Below are 17,036 nucleotides of genomic sequence, written 5' to 3' on the forward strand. Positions count from 1 at the left end.
ATCCTCTCACTCAAACCCGAAGGAAAATTATGACGACTACCCACCGTTACAAGGCTGCGGTTATCATCCCCTCTCGCGGTGGTGCAGATATTCTGCACTACCCGCTGGATGCGCTTGCCGCCCAGACCGAGAAGGACTTCCAGGTTATCGTGGTCCTCGACGGCGATATTGACAACAGCGAAGCTGTACTTGACCGCTATATTGCGGAAGGCAAGCTGAACCTGACCAAGATCGTTTTCGAGGAGAACCGCGGTCGTGTGGCAGCGCTGAACGCTGGTCACCGTGCGGCTGATGCGGATATCCTCATCCGTTGCGATGACGATCTTGAGCCTGCTGCTGACTATGTCGAGGCGCAGATTCGCCTGCACCGTGATTATGACGGTGTGATTGGTACCTTGAAGAACGTGTACCCGGACACTCCCTATTCTCGTGTGTACGGTAACTTCCGCGATGCCCGATTCAAAGAGGGAGCCCTCAGCGTAGCTGAAGAAGGCCGTTGGCTGTACTGGAACGGCAACTCTTCTATCTCTGCGGAGTACTTTGACCGTACTGGCGGATACGACCCTGCGTACCGCCTCTACGGGTGGGAAGACGTAGACATGGGCAAAATGGTCCATGACGCTGGTGGCCGCATCATCATCTCTGATGAGGTTGAGGTCAAGCACTATGCTGAGGCTACCACCACTGCGGTGCGTGCCCTGCGTGCCCTGCACTCGGGTTCTGCTCGCACCATCTTCGTGCGTAAGCACGGCGATGCGGCGCACCCTGCCCCGAACCCGACCGGTCCCTGGGGTTTCTTGGTCAAGACCCTCGCTCGTTTCACCACCGAGAAGACCATCAAGGCTCTGGGGGATGCGAGCGATAAGATTCTGCTCAAACTGCCGGCTAAGGCGGCTGAGAAGCTTGTGGCTTTGCAGGTTGAGGCTGCATCTTACGCCGGTATTCACTATCCTGAGCGAGCTCAGAAAGTTTTCTAGGAGGAAAAGAAAATGTCACTCACTCAGCTCTTGACCTCCGCTCCGTTTACCGGGCCGAAGAACCCCGACGCGGTGCTCGCGGATATCCCGAAGAGCCTCAAGAAGCTTGGCCGCCTGGTGCGCCGTTACGTGCCGCTGGTTAAACCTGAGGCTACTGAAGAGATCGCAATTGCCCACGACTACCTGACTCAGCGCGGCGGCGCGGAGCGTGTTGTGCTGGCAATGCACCGTGCGTTCCCGGATGCACCGATTTACACGACTTTGTACGACCCGGAGGGCACCTTCCCCGAGTTCAAAGACGCGAAGATTATAACCAGCCCGCTGAACAAGATTGGTTATCTGCGCCGTAACCACCGCATGGCTTTGCCGATTCTGCCGTTTGCTTCTTCTTTCATGAAGGTGCCGGCTGAGCGCACTGTGGTATCAACGACCGGTTGGGCGCACGGCTTCAACTTCGCCGGCCGCAAGTTCATCTACTGCCATTCGCCGGCGCGTTGGCTGTACCTGAGCGATCAGTACCTGGGCGAGAAGAGTACCGGCCCCGTACCTCTGCTGTTGAAAACCCTGCGTCCTGCACTGATGTTGTGGGATCACTGGGCGGCTCACCGCTCGGCGGTGTATGTGGCGAACGCGAGCGTGATTAAGAAGCGCATCGAGAACGTGTACGGCAAGAAGGATGTTCCGATTTTCTTCCCGCCGCACTCGGTAGACACCACCGCACCGGTTGAGCCTATTCCGGGTCTGGAAGAGTTCACCGAATCGGACGATTATTTCCTGATTGTTTCTCGCCTGCTGCCCTACAAGAATGTTGATAAGGCTGTTGAAGCCTGCAATGAGTTGAGTAAGAAGTTGCTGGTGATTGGCCGCGGTCCGGAGAAGGAACGTCTGGAAGCGCTTGCGGGCCCGACTGTTCGTATTGCTTCGGGTGTTTCAGACGCGCAGCTTCGTTACGCGTACCGTCACTGCCTGGCACTGCTGGCTATCTCGTATGAGGACTTCGGTATTACTCCGCTGGAAGCGGGTGCTAGTGGTAAGGCCGTGATTGCCTACCGTGCGGGCGGCTTCCTGGATACCATTCAGGAAGGCAAGACCGGCATGTTCATCAACCAGCCGACCGTGGAGCAGCTGGTGGAAGCTCTTAAGGCTTTCAACCCGGACGACTGGGACGCGGACTATATCCGTGAGCACGTTGACGGTTTCTCGGAGGCTCGTTTTATCAGCCGCTTGAAGACCTACGTGCAGGCTTTGCCCGAAGACTAAAAGAGCTCGGCCCATAGAAGAAGGCGGGGCGGTAGAACTATATAAGTTCTACCGCCCCGCCTTCTTTATTCGTTCTGAGGGCCTTAGCGGGCTTCTAAGAGCCCCTTGGAGAGCAGTTCAGGAATAAAACCCTCAATCTGTGGTCCCATGGTCTCTATGGGCTGTTCATACATTTCGCAGAGCTCAGCGATAGCATCCTGCAGAGACATCGGGTCCTCAAAAATACTCCAAATAATGGAGGCAGAATCCTGAAGAACAGACAGCTCACCGTTGGCAAGATTCGCGAGATAAGTTGCCGTGGGGGAGTACTTAGCGAACTCTTCAGAATGAACGTACGCGATGTTCTCTGGGATGCCGTATACGGTCTGACGGGAATCTATCGGATTGCTCATTTTTTCACCTTGATTCCGAAACGCTCAAAGAACTTTGCACGTATCTCTGCCTTAGTGGGGGTGCGTCCCAGCTGCATCGCCAAATGGTCCTTATTCACAAAGAAAATATTTTTGAGGGTGCGTAGCTTATCGTGCAGGGTCGTTGCTGATTGCAGGCGTCCGATCCACTGAATATAGTGGGAGACGTCCTGCGAGACCGACAGCCACAGCAGGTAGTCGCGGTCGCCACGATACTGCTCCAAGCCGCCCATGGCCGCGCTATATGCGAGGGAGGAGTCAAGTTCTTCCGCGCGGGCTCGCAGACGCTCCCAATCACTGTAGGAGAGCAGAGAGACCAAGTAGTTAATATCAGCGCTGTAGCGTGACGCTGCGCGGGCACGGTGAAGTACCACGAGAAGACGCGCATCCAGATCGCTGGGTACAACGCAGGGACGGTGAGCGATCATACGGGTCTTACGCGCCGCCCAGATACGGTCAAACGCCTTCTCATAGTCGCCGTGGCGTCCTAGACCGGGGAAGAAACGATGAATATCAGTCAGACCCCACGAAGCGTGGTAGAGCGTCATTGCATGCTCGAAGACAGAGCCTGTTTCGAAGTGGGCTTGGATACGCCATCCATCTGCCAGAAGGATCTCTACAAAGCGGTCCACGTGAGAGGGACGGACGAGCAGGTCGGCATCGGAGCTGTACCTGCCCTTGCGGTAAATTTCCTGGGAGAAAGCGTAGCCTTTGACATGCAGAATATCGATGGAATGCATGTCGGCAATCCGCTGGAAGTAGGCGTGCGCAAGCCGAATCCGTGCCGCAAGAGGAGTGGTCTGCGGCTCCGGGGTATTGGGTGAGTGAGTGGTCACAATAGCCTTTCGGTGCACATGTATACCAGATAAGTATAAGGCGGGATGGGCAGAAAATACTGCCCATCCCGCCCTAAGTCGCTCCCTATGATTTAGGGCGCTAATTACGTTATTACTTCTTAGCCGAGGACTTCTTCGACGACTTTTTGTCGCCGTCCTTGCTGTAACCGTAGTAGGTGGAGTAACCGACGTACGAGCTTGCGTAACCGAAGCCGTAGTAGGAGTTACCCAGGCCCTTACGGGGTGCACGGTTCAGAACCATACCGAAGAGGTTAGCGTTGACCTTCTTCAGGGTGCTTGCAGCCTCAGTCATCTGCTCACGGTGGCTTCGACCGATAGAACCAACGAGGATTACGCCATCCACCGAGTGGGAGAGCAGCGAAGCATCGGTCACGGGCAGCAGCGGCGGAACGTCGACGACCACGATGAACTCTTCGGAGAGCTCGTTGATCAGCTGGCGCATCTTATCCGAGCCCAGAAGCTCGGAGGGGTTCGGGGGGATGCGGCCTGCGGGCAGGACGAAGAGGTTCGAATCGCCTAGCTGGTGTACAGCGTTAGCAATCTCAACCTGGCCAGCCAGAACCTGGGTCAGACCAACCTTAGCGTCGAGCTTCAGCTTCTTAGCCACGGTCGGGCGGCGGAGGTCGGCGTCAATGAGGATGACGGGCGAACCTGCGTCAGCCATTGCACGAGCCAGCGACAGCGACACGGTCGACTTACCTTCACCGGGCACCGCGGAGGTGACGATGAACGAACGAGGGGGAGTGTCAACGTTCACGAAGCGCAGGTTGGTACGCAGCTGACGGATGGACTCCTGAGCGATGTGGTCGTCGGTGTCACCGTTAACGATGTTCTCTTCGCTCAGGTCATCACTGACGGGTAGAACACCCAGGATGCTTGCGCCGGTTGCCTTGGTAGCGTCGTCACGGGTGCGGATGCGCTGATCCAGTGCGCGGCGCAGGAAGATAGCCAGGTACACCAGCGCCAGGCCAGCAGCGGCACCAACGAGTACATTCTGCTGGTAGTTCGGAGCCACCAGCGGCGGGTTCACGCTTGCGTTGTTCAGCGGAATCACACGGACGGTGTTGCTGGTGGTGGGGGATGCGCCAGTGTTTTCGCCGTTCACCAGTGCCTGAGCGTTACCGGGGTTCTGCTCAATTTCCTTAATGTAGTCGGCAGTAGCCTGCAGTGCACCGTTAGCGAGCAGCTGTGCGTTCTTCGGGGAAGAAGCCTGCGCGCTCACGGTAATCAGTGCAGCGTTGTCACCTGCGGTTGCGGTGAGGCTCGCACGAATCTGACCGGTGGTCAGGGAGAGCTCGGGGTTGTTCTGCTTAATCTTCTGTGCCACGGCCTCGGAGGAGACGATAGCTGCGTAGGAGCGAGCGCGTTCCTTAGCGGCGGAAGAACCCGAGAGGACATCCACAGTGCCGGACTCGCCCACGGTCACGTAGCCCGAGGACGATGCAGCGTAGACCTTCGGCTGGAGAGAGGCATAGCCGAAGCCCGCTGCGGCACCGACAACGATGCCAATGATCAGCAGCCAGAGGTTAGCCCTCGTGGTGCGGAAAAATTCCAAAATGGTCATGGTAGTGAGAATACTCCAGAAAGTTTGAGTTAGTGTACCTGCAAAGTGGAGTGTTGTTGCAGGCGGTGAAGGGATACGGAAATCCCCTGGTGTTTATTAGCGGAGCAATCCGAGCAGGTAGCTACCGTAACCGCTCTTGACGAGGGGGGTAGCAATGTCGCGCAACTGCTCATCGGAGAGCCAACCGTGGCGCCACGCAATTTCCTCCGGGCAACCAACCGACAGACCCTGACGGCTCTGGACAGTGCGGATGAAGTTAGTGGCATCAGCGAGTGAATCAAAGGTTCCGGTATCGAGCCACGCAGTGCCGCGAGGTAGAACCTCAACCTTCAGTTTACCCTGTTCCAGGTAGACGCGGTTAAGGTCAGTGATTTCCAACTCACCGCGCGGAGAAGGCTTAATCTGACGTGCATACTCTACAACCTTCGAGTCGTAGAAGTACAGACCTGGAATAGCGTAGTCGCTCTTGGGGTTCTCAGGCTTCTCTTCGATGGACAGTGCGTTGAAGTTCTCGTCGAATTCCACCACACCGTAAGCGCGAGGATCAGCAACCCGGTAAGCGAAGACGGTTGCGCCGTCCTTCTGCTCGTAGGTGGCAAGCTGAGTGCCCAGACCGGGGCCGTAGAAGATATTGTCACCGAGCACAAGTGCTACAGGGTCGTTACCAATAAAATCGGCACCCAGAATAAATGCCTGTGCAAGACCATCCGGGGAAGGTTGCACCTTGTATTCGAGATTAATACCGAAACGGGAACCGTCACCGAGCAGCCGCTGGAACTGCTCCTGATCGGCAGGAGTGGTAATAATCAAAATATCGCGGATACCCGCCAGCATGAGAGTGGACAGCGGGTAGTAAATCATCGGCTTGTCATAGACCGGAGTGAGCTGCTTGCTAATACCCTGAGTGATAGGGTGCAAACGGCTTCCGGTACCGCCGGCAAGAATAATTCCCTTCATAACTTCTTATTGTGTCATGTTTATCTCGTTGTTGAGGCATAAAAATCACTGTTTAGCCAGGTAAAATCTACCGTATGGCTCACATTCTTGTTACCGGCGGTGCCGGTTTTATTGGTTCGAACTTTGTTCACCACCTCATCGATAACACTGATCACACTATTACTGTGCTGGATAAGATGACCTATGCCGCAAATGCTGCGTCTTTGGAGGGTCTTCCCGAATCCCGCTTCAAGCTCGTCGTAGGCGACATCGCTGACCGCGAGCTGGCCGACGAACTGGTCGGCAAGGCAGACGCTGTTGTCCACTACGCTGCGGAATCGCACAACGACAACTCCCTGTCCAACCCCGAACCGTTCATCCACACTAACCTCATCGGTACTTTCAGTCTTCTGGAAGCAGTCCGTAAGCACGGCACTCGCTACCACCACATCTCCACCGACGAGGTCTTCGGCGACCTCGAGCTGGACGATCCGGCAAAGTTCACCGAAACCACCCCCTACAACCCCTCTTCCCCTTACTCCTCCACCAAGGCAGGCTCCGACCTGCTCGTGCGCGCATGGGTCCGCTCCTTCGGTATTGAAGCAACCATCTCTAACTGCTCCAACAACTACGGCCCCTACCAGCACATCGAGAAGTTCATTCCCCGCCAAATCACTAACATCCTCTCGGGTCTGACCCCGAAGCTGTACGGCGAGGGCCTGAACGTTCGTGACTGGATTCACGCATCCGACCACTCTTCTGCTGTGTTGCGCATCCTGGAGCAGGGCAAGATTGGTGAAACCTACCTCATCGGTGCAGACGGCGAAGAGAACAACATCACCGTTCTGCGCACCATCCTGCGTCTTATGGGCAAGGACGAGAACGACTTCGAGCACGTGGTTGACCGCCCCGGTCACGACCTGCGCTACGCAATCGACGGTAGCCGCCTGCGTGCAGAGCTCGGCTGGGAGCCGAAGTTCACCGACTTCGAATCCGGTCTTGCCGACACCATTAAGTGGTACACCGACAACCGCGGCTGGTGGGAGCCCCTGAAGGCTGAGGTTGAGGCAAAGTACGCAAAGGCTGGCCAGTAATGACCAAGGAATTGAAGGTTACTGAAACCGAGATTCCCGGCCTGCTCATCATTGACCTGCCGGTTCACGGCGATAACCGCGGCTGGTTCAAGGAAAATTGGCAGCGCGAGAAGATGGTCGCAGCCGGTCTGCCCGACTTCAACCCCGTGCAGAACAACATCTCGTTCAATGCTTCGGTAGGTACCACCCGCGGTATCCACGCCGAGCCGTGGGATAAGTACGTTTCTGTTGCGACCGGCCGTATCTTCGGTGCGTGGGTTGACCTGCGTGCTGGCGAGTCCTTCGGTAAGGTCGTCACTGTGGAGCTGGGCCCGGACACCGCAATCTTCGTGCCTCGCGGCGTGGGTAACTCCTTCCAGACCCTGGAAGAGAACACCGCCTACACCTACCTGGTGAACGACCACTGGTCGGCGGATGCAGTATCCGGCTACAGCTTCCTGAACCTTGCCGATGAGACCGTCGCAATCGACTGGCCTATCGACCTGGCGAAGGCAGAGCTCTCCGAGAAGGACCGTAACCACCCGCGTCTGAACGAGGTCAAGCCCCTGGAAGCCGACCCAATCCTGATTATTGGCGCTGGCGGTCAGCTCGGCACCGAGCTGGTTCGCCAGCTCACCGAGCAGAACGTACCCTTCCTGGCTGTGGATCGCGACCGCCTCGACCTGGGCAAGCCCGAGCAGTGGCGTGACGCATTCCGCTGGCGCTCCTTCCGCGCGGTCATTAACGCTGCAGCGTACACCGCAGTGGATCAGGCAGAAACCCCCGAGAGTCGCCGCGACGCCTGGGCAGCTAACGCTCTGGGCGTGAGCGCTCTTGCCTCCATCTGTGAAGAAGCTAACCTGCCGCTGGTTCACGTATCCACCGACTACGTCTTTGACGGTTCCTTGCCTCTGGGCGAGGAATACCCGGAGGATTACCCCCTGGCACCGCTGAGTGTCTACGGCGCATCCAAGGCTGCCGGTGAGGTTGCCGCCGCCGCATGGCGTAAGCACTACACCCTGCGCACCAGCTGGGTTGTTGGTGCCGGCAAGAACTTTGTGGGTACCATGGCATCCCTGGCTGAGCGCGGCATTGACCCGTCCGTGGTCGCCGACCAGTGGGGTCGCCCGACCTTCACCCAGGACCTGGCAGCAGCTGCCCTGCACCTGCTCTTCTCCGGCGCTGAATACGGCACCTACAACGTGTCGAACACCGGTGAGGTCATCAACTGGGCACAGTTCGCTCGTGCAGTGTACGAGGGCACCGGCCACGACCCGGCACGCGTCAGCGACACCACCACCGAGGAATACTTCGCCAACGCTGAGCTCTTCGCTCACCGTCCGACGAACTCGGCAATGGACCTGTCCAAGCTGATTGCTACGGGCTTCACCCCGCGCAATCACCGCGAGGCGCTCGCCGCCTACCTTGCAGAAATGGGTTCCTAATCCTCTAGGATTTGGTCCTATATCTGCTGATAACAGCATAAAAGGCGTGAAAAGCGCCATATCACAGGTTCCCGGCCCTTGAAGAAGAGCCGGGAACCTGTACAATATTGTCTTGGCCAAGGCGGTGGAATACACGAAACGTGTAGGTCCGTAACTGACGGTGGCTGGTTGGAAAGAGATTTCTGGCGCCAGTCCCTATTCCACTTGGCGCATCACTTCTAACCAAGAAAGGATGGACGACTCATGTCAGATACCATCAAAATTTCAGCTACCGTACGTAGCGACTTCGGCAAGGGCTACGCGCGCCGCATCCGCATGGCAGGCGACATCCCCGCCGTCATCTACGGCCACGGCGAAGAGCCCAAGCACGTAGTACTCCCCGGCCACGCAACCACCCTGGCTGCCCGCGTCCCCAACGCTATCCTCGACCTCGACATCGAAGGTGAATCACACCTCGCAATGATCAAGGACATCCAGCGTCACGCAATCCGCCCCGAACTGCAGCACATCGACCTGCTGACCGTTAAGCGCGGCGAGCGCGTTGAGATCGAGGTTCCTGTACACGTTGAAGGCGAGCCCGCTGTTGGCGCCGTTGCTAACCAGGAAGAAACCGTTCTTCTGGTTGAAGCTGACGCACTGAAGGCACCCGAAGCTTTGACCGTGAGCATCGAAGGCCGCGAAGCTGGCGCTCACGTTCTGGCATCAGATGTTGAACTGCCCTCAGGCGTAACCCTGGTTGCAGACGCTGAACTGCTGATCGTTAACGTTTCTGAGCCCGAGGAACTCGACGTTCCCGAGCCCGGTGAAGAAGGCGAAAACGCACCCGAGGGTGACATCGTTGAAGCTTCCGAGGAATCAGATTAGGCTGGCGAAGCTCACGACTCAGATAACTCAAAGCACTAAGACCGCGCCCTGCGCCTAGCGCAACAGTGATCTGTGGATGGCCCGCCGCTACCTCTCTTCTGAGGTGGTAGCGGGCCATACTCATAGAATGGTGTAGTCCATGAATTTTCTAAAAAACCTTTTACAGCGCCGTGGAAAGGGCGAAGATATGTCTGATGCGTGGCTCATTGTTGGTCTGGGGAACCCGGGCCCGGAGTACGAGAAAACCCGCCACAATATTGGTCAGATGGTTCTGGACGAGCTCGCCAAGGAAGTTGGCGGCAGCTTCAAGAAGCATTCCAAGGCCTCCGCGGTTGTGGTGGAGGGGCGCCTCGGCTTCGGCGGCCCCAAGGCCGTTCTCATGAAGTCCCTCGGCTACATGAACACCTCAGGCGGCCCGGTCAGCGCCATCGCCAAGTTCTACGGTATTGACCCCGACCACATCATCGTTGTGCACGATGAACTCGATATCCCCTTCGACACCATTAAACTCAAGATTGGTGGGGGAGAAGGCGGCCATAACGGTCTGCGCGATATCACCAAGGCACTGGGCACCAAAGACTACTACCGTGTGCGCACCGGCATCGGTCGACCTCCCGGACGCATGGACACCGCAGACTTCGTGCTCAAGCCCTTCAGCAGCACCGAAGCGAAGGACCTGCCCTTCCTCATCTCGAACGCTGCAGACGCAACCATGATGCTCGTGAAGGAAGGCCTGCTGGCAACCCAGCAGCGCTACCACGGCGCAGGCTCCTAAGCATAAGACCGCACTGGGCATGCGCTGAACTGGGCAATGCATGGTGTGGGTCGATGTGTGAACTAGGCTCTACCTAACTATGCAAGAGCCCGGTGAGGGAATAAGCTAGAAAAGAATGACGTTATACGCTCCACGACGGGAAAATACCCGACCCGTGGAGCGTATGAGCGAGAGAAGAAGGTACCCGTGGCTGAATACTCCACCCCCGCCAACACCCCGCTGAGCGACGACCTCGTACGCCAGCTTCGCCAGGATTTCCCGATCCTCAACACTGAGGTCAACGGGCACCCCTTGGTCTACCTGGATTCGGGGGCGACCAGTCAGAAACCGCTTCAGGTGCTCGACGCTGAACGTAACTTCTACCTGCACGCTAACTCTGCTGTACACCGTGGCGCACACACCCTCGCGGTTGAGGCAACCGACCTGTTCGAGGACGCGCGCATCACCGTTGCGAACTTCGTTGGCGCCACTGATGAAGAGCTCGTGTGGACCTCTAATGCAACCGAGGCGCTGAACCTGGTCGCCTACTCCATTGGCAACGCCTCTCAGGGTATCGGCGGTCCGGCTGCTGAGCGTTTCGCACTGGGCCCTGGCGACGAAATTGTCACCACCGAGATTGAGCACCACGCGAACCTCATTCCCTGGCAGATTCTTGCTCAGCGAACCGGCGCAACCCTGCGCCACATCCCCTCCACCGAGGACGGTCAGCTCGACTACGAGGCAGCCGAGGGCATCATCAACGAGAAGACCCGCATCGTGGCGTTCACCCACGTCTCGAACGTGACTGGCGCAATTACTGATGTGCCCCGCATGGTTGCTATGGCTCGTAAGCACGGCGCAATCGTTGTACTGGACGCCTGCCAGTCCGTGCCGCACATGCCCGTAGACTTCCACGCCCTGGACGTCGACTTTGCGGCGTTCTCCGGCCACAAGATGCTGGCACCCACCGGTATTGGCGCCCTCTACGGCCGCGCAGAGCTGCTGAACGCCCTGCCGCCCTTCCTGACCGGCGGCTCCATGATTACCCGTGTGGGTCTGCAGGACGCCGAGTACATGCCCGCCCCCATCAAGTTTGAGGCCGGCACCCAGCGTGTCTCGCAGGCGGTCGCTTTCGCTGCTGCTGTGTGCTACCTGCAGCACTTGGGCATGGAGAACGTTGAGGCGTGGGAACACGAACTGGGCGCTCGCCTCGTTGAGGGCGTTCAGAAGATTGAAGGCGTGCGACTGCTTGGCCCCACCGATCCCACCAAGCGTGCCGGCCTGGTCGCTCTCGCCATCGAGGGTGTACACCCGCACGATGTGGGTCAGCTACTCGACACTCAGGGCATCGCCGTGCGCGTGGGTCACCACTGCGCCCAGCCGCTACACCGCTGCGCCGGCGTGACTGCCTCGACCCGCGCCTCCACCTACATCTACAACACCACCGAAGATGTGGACGCTTTCCTGAAGGCACTCGCCGAGGTACGCCCCTACTTCGGCCTCTAAAACAGGCATGTTAGACGCTAACGCCCCGAATTTTCAGACATACCAACTGACGGAAGAAGAACACTGTGTCTCTTGAATCCCTGTACCAGGAAATTATTCTGGAGCATTCTAAGCAGCGTAGCGGCGAGCACCTCGTAGAGGTACCCGCCGGTCACGCAAGTGCCGATAACCACCAGTACAACCCCACCTGCGGTGACGAAATCAACCTGCGTGTGGTGCTCTCTGATGAACTGAAGGATGGCGAGAAGACCATCGAGTCGATCTCTTGGGAAGGCGACGGTTGCTCTATCTCCATGGCTGCCGCTTCTGTGCTCTCTGAAATGGCTCCTGGCATGACGACCTCCGAGCTTCAGCGCCACGTGGATGCGTTCCGCGAGATGCTGCGCTCGCGCGGCAAGGTGACCCTGGACGAAGAAGAGTACGGCGATATGGCTGCATTCTCCGGTGTTTCGAAGTTCATGGCGCGCGTGAAGTGCGCGATGCTCTCCTGGGTTGCCGTTGAGGAAGCCACTAAGGAAGCAACTGCGAAGAACTAAACCTTTGCTGAGAAGGTAGGCTGAACCGGTGGGGGAGTAGCTAGTATTTGAACGCCAATCGAAAATACCGAATGGCTACTGAACCTAAAATATTGCACAAGAACGTAAGCATATGCGGTCAAAGCGTGCAGAAAATACTGGCTAAAACTCTTCGCTAAAATCTAGCGGTTAATTGTTTATCTATATAAGCTTTCTTTGATTTCAAGCGACGTATAGAAAATATGAGGCGGATACTACACTGTGTCCGCCTCATTTTTATATCTTTCTCTTTTTCCTCCAAAAAGGTGACTGGTAAAATAAAAGGACGAAGGGCGCCCAACCAGCACCCTCGAGAAACTCTTTTCGGACCCGCACACTCTGAGATGACAGCGAGAAGAAATAGGGCAATAATAAGAAAATATTTTCTCAATATTGCACATTCTTCACTTATTCTTAGGCTCTCACCCCAGACCGCGGATATGTTTCTCACCCCTCTGGTACCTCAACCACACCGGAATACCCATCGCCGCTACCAACCACAAGGAAGCCCCATGATTATTGGCTACGCCGCAGGCGCCTACGACCTTTTCCACTACGGCCACCTCGAGATTCTCCGCAAGGCCAAGGAAAACTGCGACTACCTCATTGCAGGCGTCGTGCACGATGACGTTCTGGAAGTGACCAAGGGCCGCCGCCCCGTCATCCCCATCGAAGAGCGTGCCGCCATCGTCAGCCACATCGACTACGTGGACGAAGTGCACGTCGAAACCACCCCCGACAAGCTCGAAACCTGGAAGCAGAAGCCCTTCAATGTCTTCTTCAAAGGCGACGACTGGAAGGGCACTGACAAGGGTAACGCCCTGGAAGCACGCTTCGCAGAGGTTGGCGTGGAAGTACACTACTTCCCCTACACCGAGCACACCTCCAGCACCAAGCTGCGCAAGGTCGTTGACCTGCTCGAAGCAGAGCACGACCTGCGCGTAGAGATGCGCCGCTTCGCCGAACTGCTCGGTGAGCGCGAATACTCCGAGGCGATTGTCGCTTCCTAACGCTGTCGCCTCCTAATGCTCATACGTCCTTATCAGGGCTCTAGAGCTCGTAGAGACCCATAAAGAACAGAGGATCCCCGCCGTAATTACTTACGACGGGGATCCTCTGTATCTTGGCGTATCTAGCCGTATATCAGCTACACCTCAAAGGTGAGCGTCTAAATAGGCTTTAGCGCTGTGCCAGCCACTTCTCAGCGGAGGTGCCCAGAACCTTCAGCACGCGGCCAACCTGCGGCTCAGCAGCGGCTGCAATCTTCTTGCCCACCAGCGGGATGGAGCAGGAAACCTCGCCGTTGACGTCCAGACGGGTCTTGTCACCCTCGGGAATCAGGTGCTGGGTAGCCTGAGCGGACACGGGCACGCCGTTAACCTTCACCTCGGTAGAGACGGTGCGGGAGCCGTCAGCAGCCGGTGCACTTACGGTGTCCACCTGGGTCATAGCTACGCCGTTGCCGACGAACTTACGAGCGATGTCCGGCACGCGCTCAGCGGGCACGGTACGTTCGGTGGTTGCGGTGAACTCTGCGGAGGTGTCACCGGAAACGGAGAAGCTGCCGAATTCAACGCCAACCTCGGAGCAGACGAAGCGTGCGAAGTCCTCGCTGGAGAATGCCTCGATAACCTGCTCAACGTTTGCGTTGATAACGGTCGATTCCTGAACTGCCATAATTGTTCCTTTCGTAGTGCGCGAAAACCCCGCGCATTATCCCTTCTAAGGATACGGTGCGCGGGGTTTCGCAACCAATGTAAAGACGCGAATCCACCTGAGAATATGCCGTGAACAAGGGAAAACATCCACAGCCTCTCACAGGGTGGTTGGAGGATTCGCATGCCGGTCTAAAAATGAGGGAAACACCTTCGGGCGGCTCCCACATCGCATCACTAAGGATGCGGGATTTAGAAAGCTAAAGCTTTTTAGGCGCTGGGAGCCATCGCGTCGATGCGAGCCATCTCAGCCTTACCCGCACGGTGTGCGCGAGCAGCCTGCTTCAGGCGACCCCAGAAGGAATCCTTACGGTGGGTCTTGCCAGCAAGCAGATCCTGCAGTTCCTCGCTCAGCTGTGCGGCAGAAATCTCCGGGGTGGATACGTACGGCTCAGCGGTGCGGAACAGGGAGGGGTTCGTCAGAGCAAGATCCAGCTTAGCGAAAAGGTCTTCGCGGCTCTCAACAACAACAGCGTGGCCGCGCTTCTCCATCAGAGTGGTGAAGGGGACCTGGTGGTTGTCAACGACCTCGTCGAACTCTGCGCGGCGCGGAACAGCCAGGGGCAGAGCGCCGGTGCGACGTGCATCCTGGATGGAGCCGGGGCCGCCCTGAACCAGCACTACGCGCGCGGTTGCGTAGTAGTCCAGCAGTTCGGAGGCGGGAAGAAGCTTGAGGTTGTCTGCGTGCTTAATGGGCGCAGTGTGACCATGCTGCACGAGGCAGGTGACCTCGGGGTGAGCTTCAAGATAAGCCTCAACCCAACGCAGAAGACGATCAAAAGTGTGAACGTCGGTGCCGAGGGACACCACCAAATCGTAAGTCTTGGTAGGAATACGAACGGGCGCGACGGCAGGGGTAAATACGGGCAGGTCGAACTTGGAAGTATCAACGCTGACGTGGGGGAAGTTCTGAATAGACATCGCCTATTCCTCTCTATGTATTTATCGGTAGTAACCCCGTATACCTGACGCAAAAAATCCGGAGGGCATCATTGGTATACGCGGCGGCGTCGTGCCGGAGAAAATGGTGAGTAATCTCCGCATACGCTTCTCTGGCGAGTGGTTAGTTCGCTTGGATGGTGAGTCCACAGTGGAGCGCACGACTTATGCGTATCTGTATGTATTAATAAATACTATACCCTGAAAATAACGCCCTCAGCACACGCGAGGACGCTATTTTCAGGATAAATTCATCACTCTTAGAAAATGGGATGAATCACACGAGAATCAGGGAAATTCTTCTGCTGTTCCTCGCTCTGAACAATAATTCGATCAGCAAAGGTGTACAACATCTTGCCGGTCATCGTCGGCAGAGTCGGGCGGTCAAAACACTCAATATAAAGAGTCTTTACGCCAAAAAGTTTAGCTGCAACAAAGAAAGGAACAGCAACACCTGCACCCGCAGAAACAACCGCATCCGGACATTCCTTCGGGAAAATACGAAATGCCAAGAACAGATTACGAATAGCGTTCTTAATATTTCGGGTGGTCGGGTAATACGCCCAATAGGTCTTCTCATCAGCGAGAGAAGATTCAACATCGGGCTGCTTAAAGCTAACCCACACGCGGTCATAATCCTGCCACGCAGCAGAAGTAGCTGTCAGATGCTTCAAGTGTCCGCCACTGCTAGAAACCAGCAGAAGCTTCTTCTTCGGTGCCTGAGAGGAAGTTGACTCAGTCATAGTGTTCTCCTAAAGCCCCAATACAAGAGAAAAATAAGAAGAGAAGATAAGGGTGAGCTGACGGGCCCGGCGGAACCGGCATCAACAGACCTATCACAATAGATCCACCTCAGCAGGTACCACCGCACCCTAAGCTCAAGGACGAAGGACGAACCCGCACAGAGGCGAGGCATCCATCAACAGAACCCCGAGTACTCGCGGTCTGATTACTCGCGATCCAGGAACACAGCCAGAGCGTTCACGCCCTCAAGCTGATCCAGCTGAGCGAAAAGCTCACGAACCTGCAGCAGAGAAGTAGCCGCAGTCACCGGAACCAGAGCCACGCCGCCAGCCTGAACAAAACGCAGCTGGGTCGACAGGGGAGTAGCGGTGCTCAGGCTAATCACCAGAGGAGTCTCGCTCTTCTCAACCAGCGACTCGGGGGTGTGGCGGGTCAGAGCGTCACGAACCGAAGCGTAATCGGTGAAACGTGCGTACTCGGTAGGCAGAACACGCTGCAGCATCTGGTACAGGTGCTCAACACCGCGGTCAGTACCGGGCAGAATGACAACGCCGGAAGCACCAGCGCTCTTCACATCGCCGTCGGGAGCACCCATGGTGCGCAGCAGCATGAACGCGTCATTCGCCTCAGAGGTGGAACCCAGCTCGTGAACGGGGATGCCAGCATCTTCCAGACGATCAGCGTAACCAACGTGACGCATGGTACGGTCACGACCGTAAGCCAGTACGGCACCAATCAGCAGACCTGCAACAGCACCAACAATACCCATCTTCACCGGGCCAAGAGCCGAGGAAGAAGAAGGAACCTGAGCCTCGCTCATCACGCGGCCACCGGTAGTAGAAGTCAGCTGAATCTGAGCACGACGATCCTGCAACTGAGAGAGCAGAGCCGCACGGTTGTTATCACCCTCGAGGCCAGAAATCTGCTCATCAATCTGGTGCAGAGCGGAATCAACGCTGCTCTTCAGAGACTCGGAACGAACCTGCAGGTACGCGTTTGCCATAGCGTTAGCGTAACGTGCAGCCTCCGTGCCGTTGGGGCGGGTTACCTCAATATCCAGCACAGCAGTCTGGGAGGTGCCAGTCACCTTGACGGAGTTCATCAGGCGGCTGGTCAGCTGAGCCTCAGAAAGGGTATCGCCATTAGCAATCAGAGACTTCGCGGCGTTCTGCGCAACCTCACGAGAGGACGCAACGCGAGACTCGGTCGCAATATCTACCTTCGCGGAGTTAGCGCTACCGGTACCGGCGGGATCAACCACCAGCGGGTAAACAACCAGCGAAGCCTTAGAAGTGTACTTGCTATTGGTCATGTAGCCGTAGGCGGCACCCGCCGCAGCGAAGACCACGACTGACAGCAGAATCAGCAGACGGTGTCGGAAAATGCGACGTACCTGGCTGCCAAGGGTAACCGAGGAGGAATGAGAGGTGTTATCCAT

At 56.9% G+C, this 17,036-nt stretch carries 17 protein-coding genes; 9 read left to right on the forward strand and 8 right to left on the reverse strand.

Features of this window, described 5'->3' with window-relative positions; all coding sequences use genetic code 11:
* Positions 1–29: 29 nt before the first annotated feature.
* Positions 30–977: a glycosyltransferase family 2 protein gene (locus tag HMPREF2836_RS00700; protein ID WP_070507832.1), complete on the forward strand. Its 948-nt coding sequence runs from the start codon at positions 30–32 to the stop codon at positions 975–977.
* Between the two features lie 12 nt (positions 978–989).
* The gene (locus HMPREF2836_RS00705; protein ID WP_070629048.1) at positions 990–2,237 is read left to right on the forward strand and encodes a glycosyltransferase; all 1,248 of its coding nucleotides are present in this window, start codon (positions 990–992) and stop codon (positions 2,235–2,237) included.
* 83 nt (positions 2,238–2,320) lie between these two features.
* On the opposite strand, the gene HMPREF2836_RS00710 is transcribed toward HMPREF2836_RS00705, so the two are convergent.
* From HMPREF2836_RS00710 to rfbA, 4 genes are all read right to left on the reverse strand, one after another.
* Positions 2,321–2,629 carry a PqqD family protein gene (locus HMPREF2836_RS00710; protein ID WP_070629050.1) on the reverse strand — a complete coding sequence of 103 codons (309 nt, stop codon included), beginning with the start codon at positions 2,627–2,629 and terminating at the stop codon, positions 2,321–2,323.
* The gene (locus HMPREF2836_RS00715) at positions 2,626–3,483 is read right to left on the reverse strand and encodes a nucleotidyltransferase family protein (protein ID WP_070629153.1); all 858 of its coding nucleotides are present in this window, start codon (positions 3,481–3,483) and stop codon (positions 2,626–2,628) included. The genes HMPREF2836_RS00710 and HMPREF2836_RS00715 overlap by 4 nt, the downstream gene beginning before the upstream one ends.
* Positions 3,484–3,595: 112 nt before the next feature.
* Positions 3,596–5,068 carry a tyrosine-protein kinase domain-containing protein gene (locus HMPREF2836_RS00720; protein ID WP_070616748.1) on the reverse strand — a complete coding sequence of 491 codons (1,473 nt, stop codon included), beginning with the start codon at positions 5,066–5,068 and terminating at the stop codon, positions 3,596–3,598.
* A gap of 96 nt (positions 5,069–5,164) precedes the next feature.
* A complete protein-coding gene (gene rfbA, locus HMPREF2836_RS00725; protein ID WP_012904014.1) occupies positions 5,165–6,025 on the reverse strand; it encodes a glucose-1-phosphate thymidylyltransferase RfbA in 861 nt (286 codons plus the stop codon).
* 74 nt (positions 6,026–6,099) lie between these two features.
* On the opposite strand from rfbA, the gene rfbB reads away from it, so the two are divergent.
* From rfbB to HMPREF2836_RS00760, 7 genes are all read left to right on the forward strand, one after another.
* On the forward strand, positions 6,100–7,098 hold the full coding sequence (gene rfbB, locus HMPREF2836_RS00730; RefSeq protein WP_044142793.1) for a dTDP-glucose 4,6-dehydratase: 999 nt from the start codon (positions 6,100–6,102) through the stop codon (positions 7,096–7,098).
* Positions 7,098–8,522, forward strand: coding sequence for a dTDP-4-dehydrorhamnose reductase (gene rfbD, locus HMPREF2836_RS00735; protein WP_070629052.1), 1,425 nt, complete (start codon positions 7,098–7,100; stop codon positions 8,520–8,522). The genes rfbB and rfbD overlap by 1 nt, the downstream gene beginning before the upstream one ends.
* Positions 8,523–8,765: 243 nt before the next feature.
* Complete coding sequence (locus HMPREF2836_RS00740; protein WP_005506952.1) at positions 8,766–9,386, forward strand: 50S ribosomal protein L25/general stress protein Ctc; 621 nt, start codon at positions 8,766–8,768, stop codon at positions 9,384–9,386.
* A gap of 187 nt (positions 9,387–9,573) precedes the next feature.
* Positions 9,574–10,161, forward strand: coding sequence for an aminoacyl-tRNA hydrolase (pth, locus tag HMPREF2836_RS00745; protein WP_070629054.1), 588 nt, complete (start codon positions 9,574–9,576; stop codon positions 10,159–10,161).
* 186 nt (positions 10,162–10,347) lie between these two features.
* Positions 10,348–11,646, forward strand: coding sequence for a cysteine desulfurase (locus HMPREF2836_RS00750; RefSeq protein ID WP_070629056.1), 1,299 nt, complete (start codon positions 10,348–10,350; stop codon positions 11,644–11,646).
* Positions 11,647–11,711: 65 nt separating this feature from the next.
* On the forward strand, positions 11,712–12,182 hold the full coding sequence (gene sufU, locus HMPREF2836_RS00755) for a Fe-S cluster assembly sulfur transfer protein SufU (protein ID WP_070616754.1): 471 nt from the start codon (positions 11,712–11,714) through the stop codon (positions 12,180–12,182).
* A 530-nt stretch (positions 12,183–12,712) separates the two neighbouring features.
* Entirely contained in the window at positions 12,713–13,210 is a 498-nt protein-coding gene (locus HMPREF2836_RS00760; RefSeq protein WP_005508886.1) for an FAD synthase family protein, read from the forward strand.
* A 169-nt stretch (positions 13,211–13,379) separates the two neighbouring features.
* Here the strand turns inward: HMPREF2836_RS00760 and HMPREF2836_RS00765 are convergent, their stop codons facing one another.
* The 4 genes from HMPREF2836_RS00765 to HMPREF2836_RS09375 all read right to left on the reverse strand — a co-directional run bounded on the left by HMPREF2836_RS00765 (position 13,380) and on the right by HMPREF2836_RS09375 (position 17,036).
* Positions 13,380–13,877 carry a DUF2505 domain-containing protein gene (locus HMPREF2836_RS00765; protein ID WP_005508885.1) on the reverse strand — a complete coding sequence of 166 codons (498 nt, stop codon included), beginning with the start codon at positions 13,875–13,877 and terminating at the stop codon, positions 13,380–13,382.
* A gap of 248 nt (positions 13,878–14,125) precedes the next feature.
* Positions 14,126–14,836, reverse strand: a complete 711-nt coding sequence (locus tag HMPREF2836_RS00770; protein ID WP_070616757.1) for a glycosyltransferase — start codon at positions 14,834–14,836, stop codon at positions 14,126–14,128.
* Positions 14,837–15,114: 278 nt separating this feature from the next.
* Positions 15,115–15,597: a UDP-N-acetylglucosamine--LPS N-acetylglucosamine transferase gene (locus HMPREF2836_RS00775; RefSeq protein ID WP_005508881.1), complete on the reverse strand. Its 483-nt coding sequence runs from the start codon at positions 15,595–15,597 to the stop codon at positions 15,115–15,117.
* A 206-nt stretch (positions 15,598–15,803) separates the two neighbouring features.
* The gene (locus tag HMPREF2836_RS09375; RefSeq protein ID WP_070629057.1) at positions 15,804–17,036 is read right to left on the reverse strand and encodes a Wzz/FepE/Etk N-terminal domain-containing protein; all 1,233 of its coding nucleotides are present in this window, start codon (positions 17,034–17,036) and stop codon (positions 15,804–15,806) included.

The sequence above is a fragment of the Rothia sp. HMSC065C12 genome (assembly GCF_001812085.1).
GTDB classification, from domain to species: Bacteria; Actinomycetota; Actinomycetes; order Actinomycetales; family Micrococcaceae; genus Rothia; species Rothia mucilaginosa.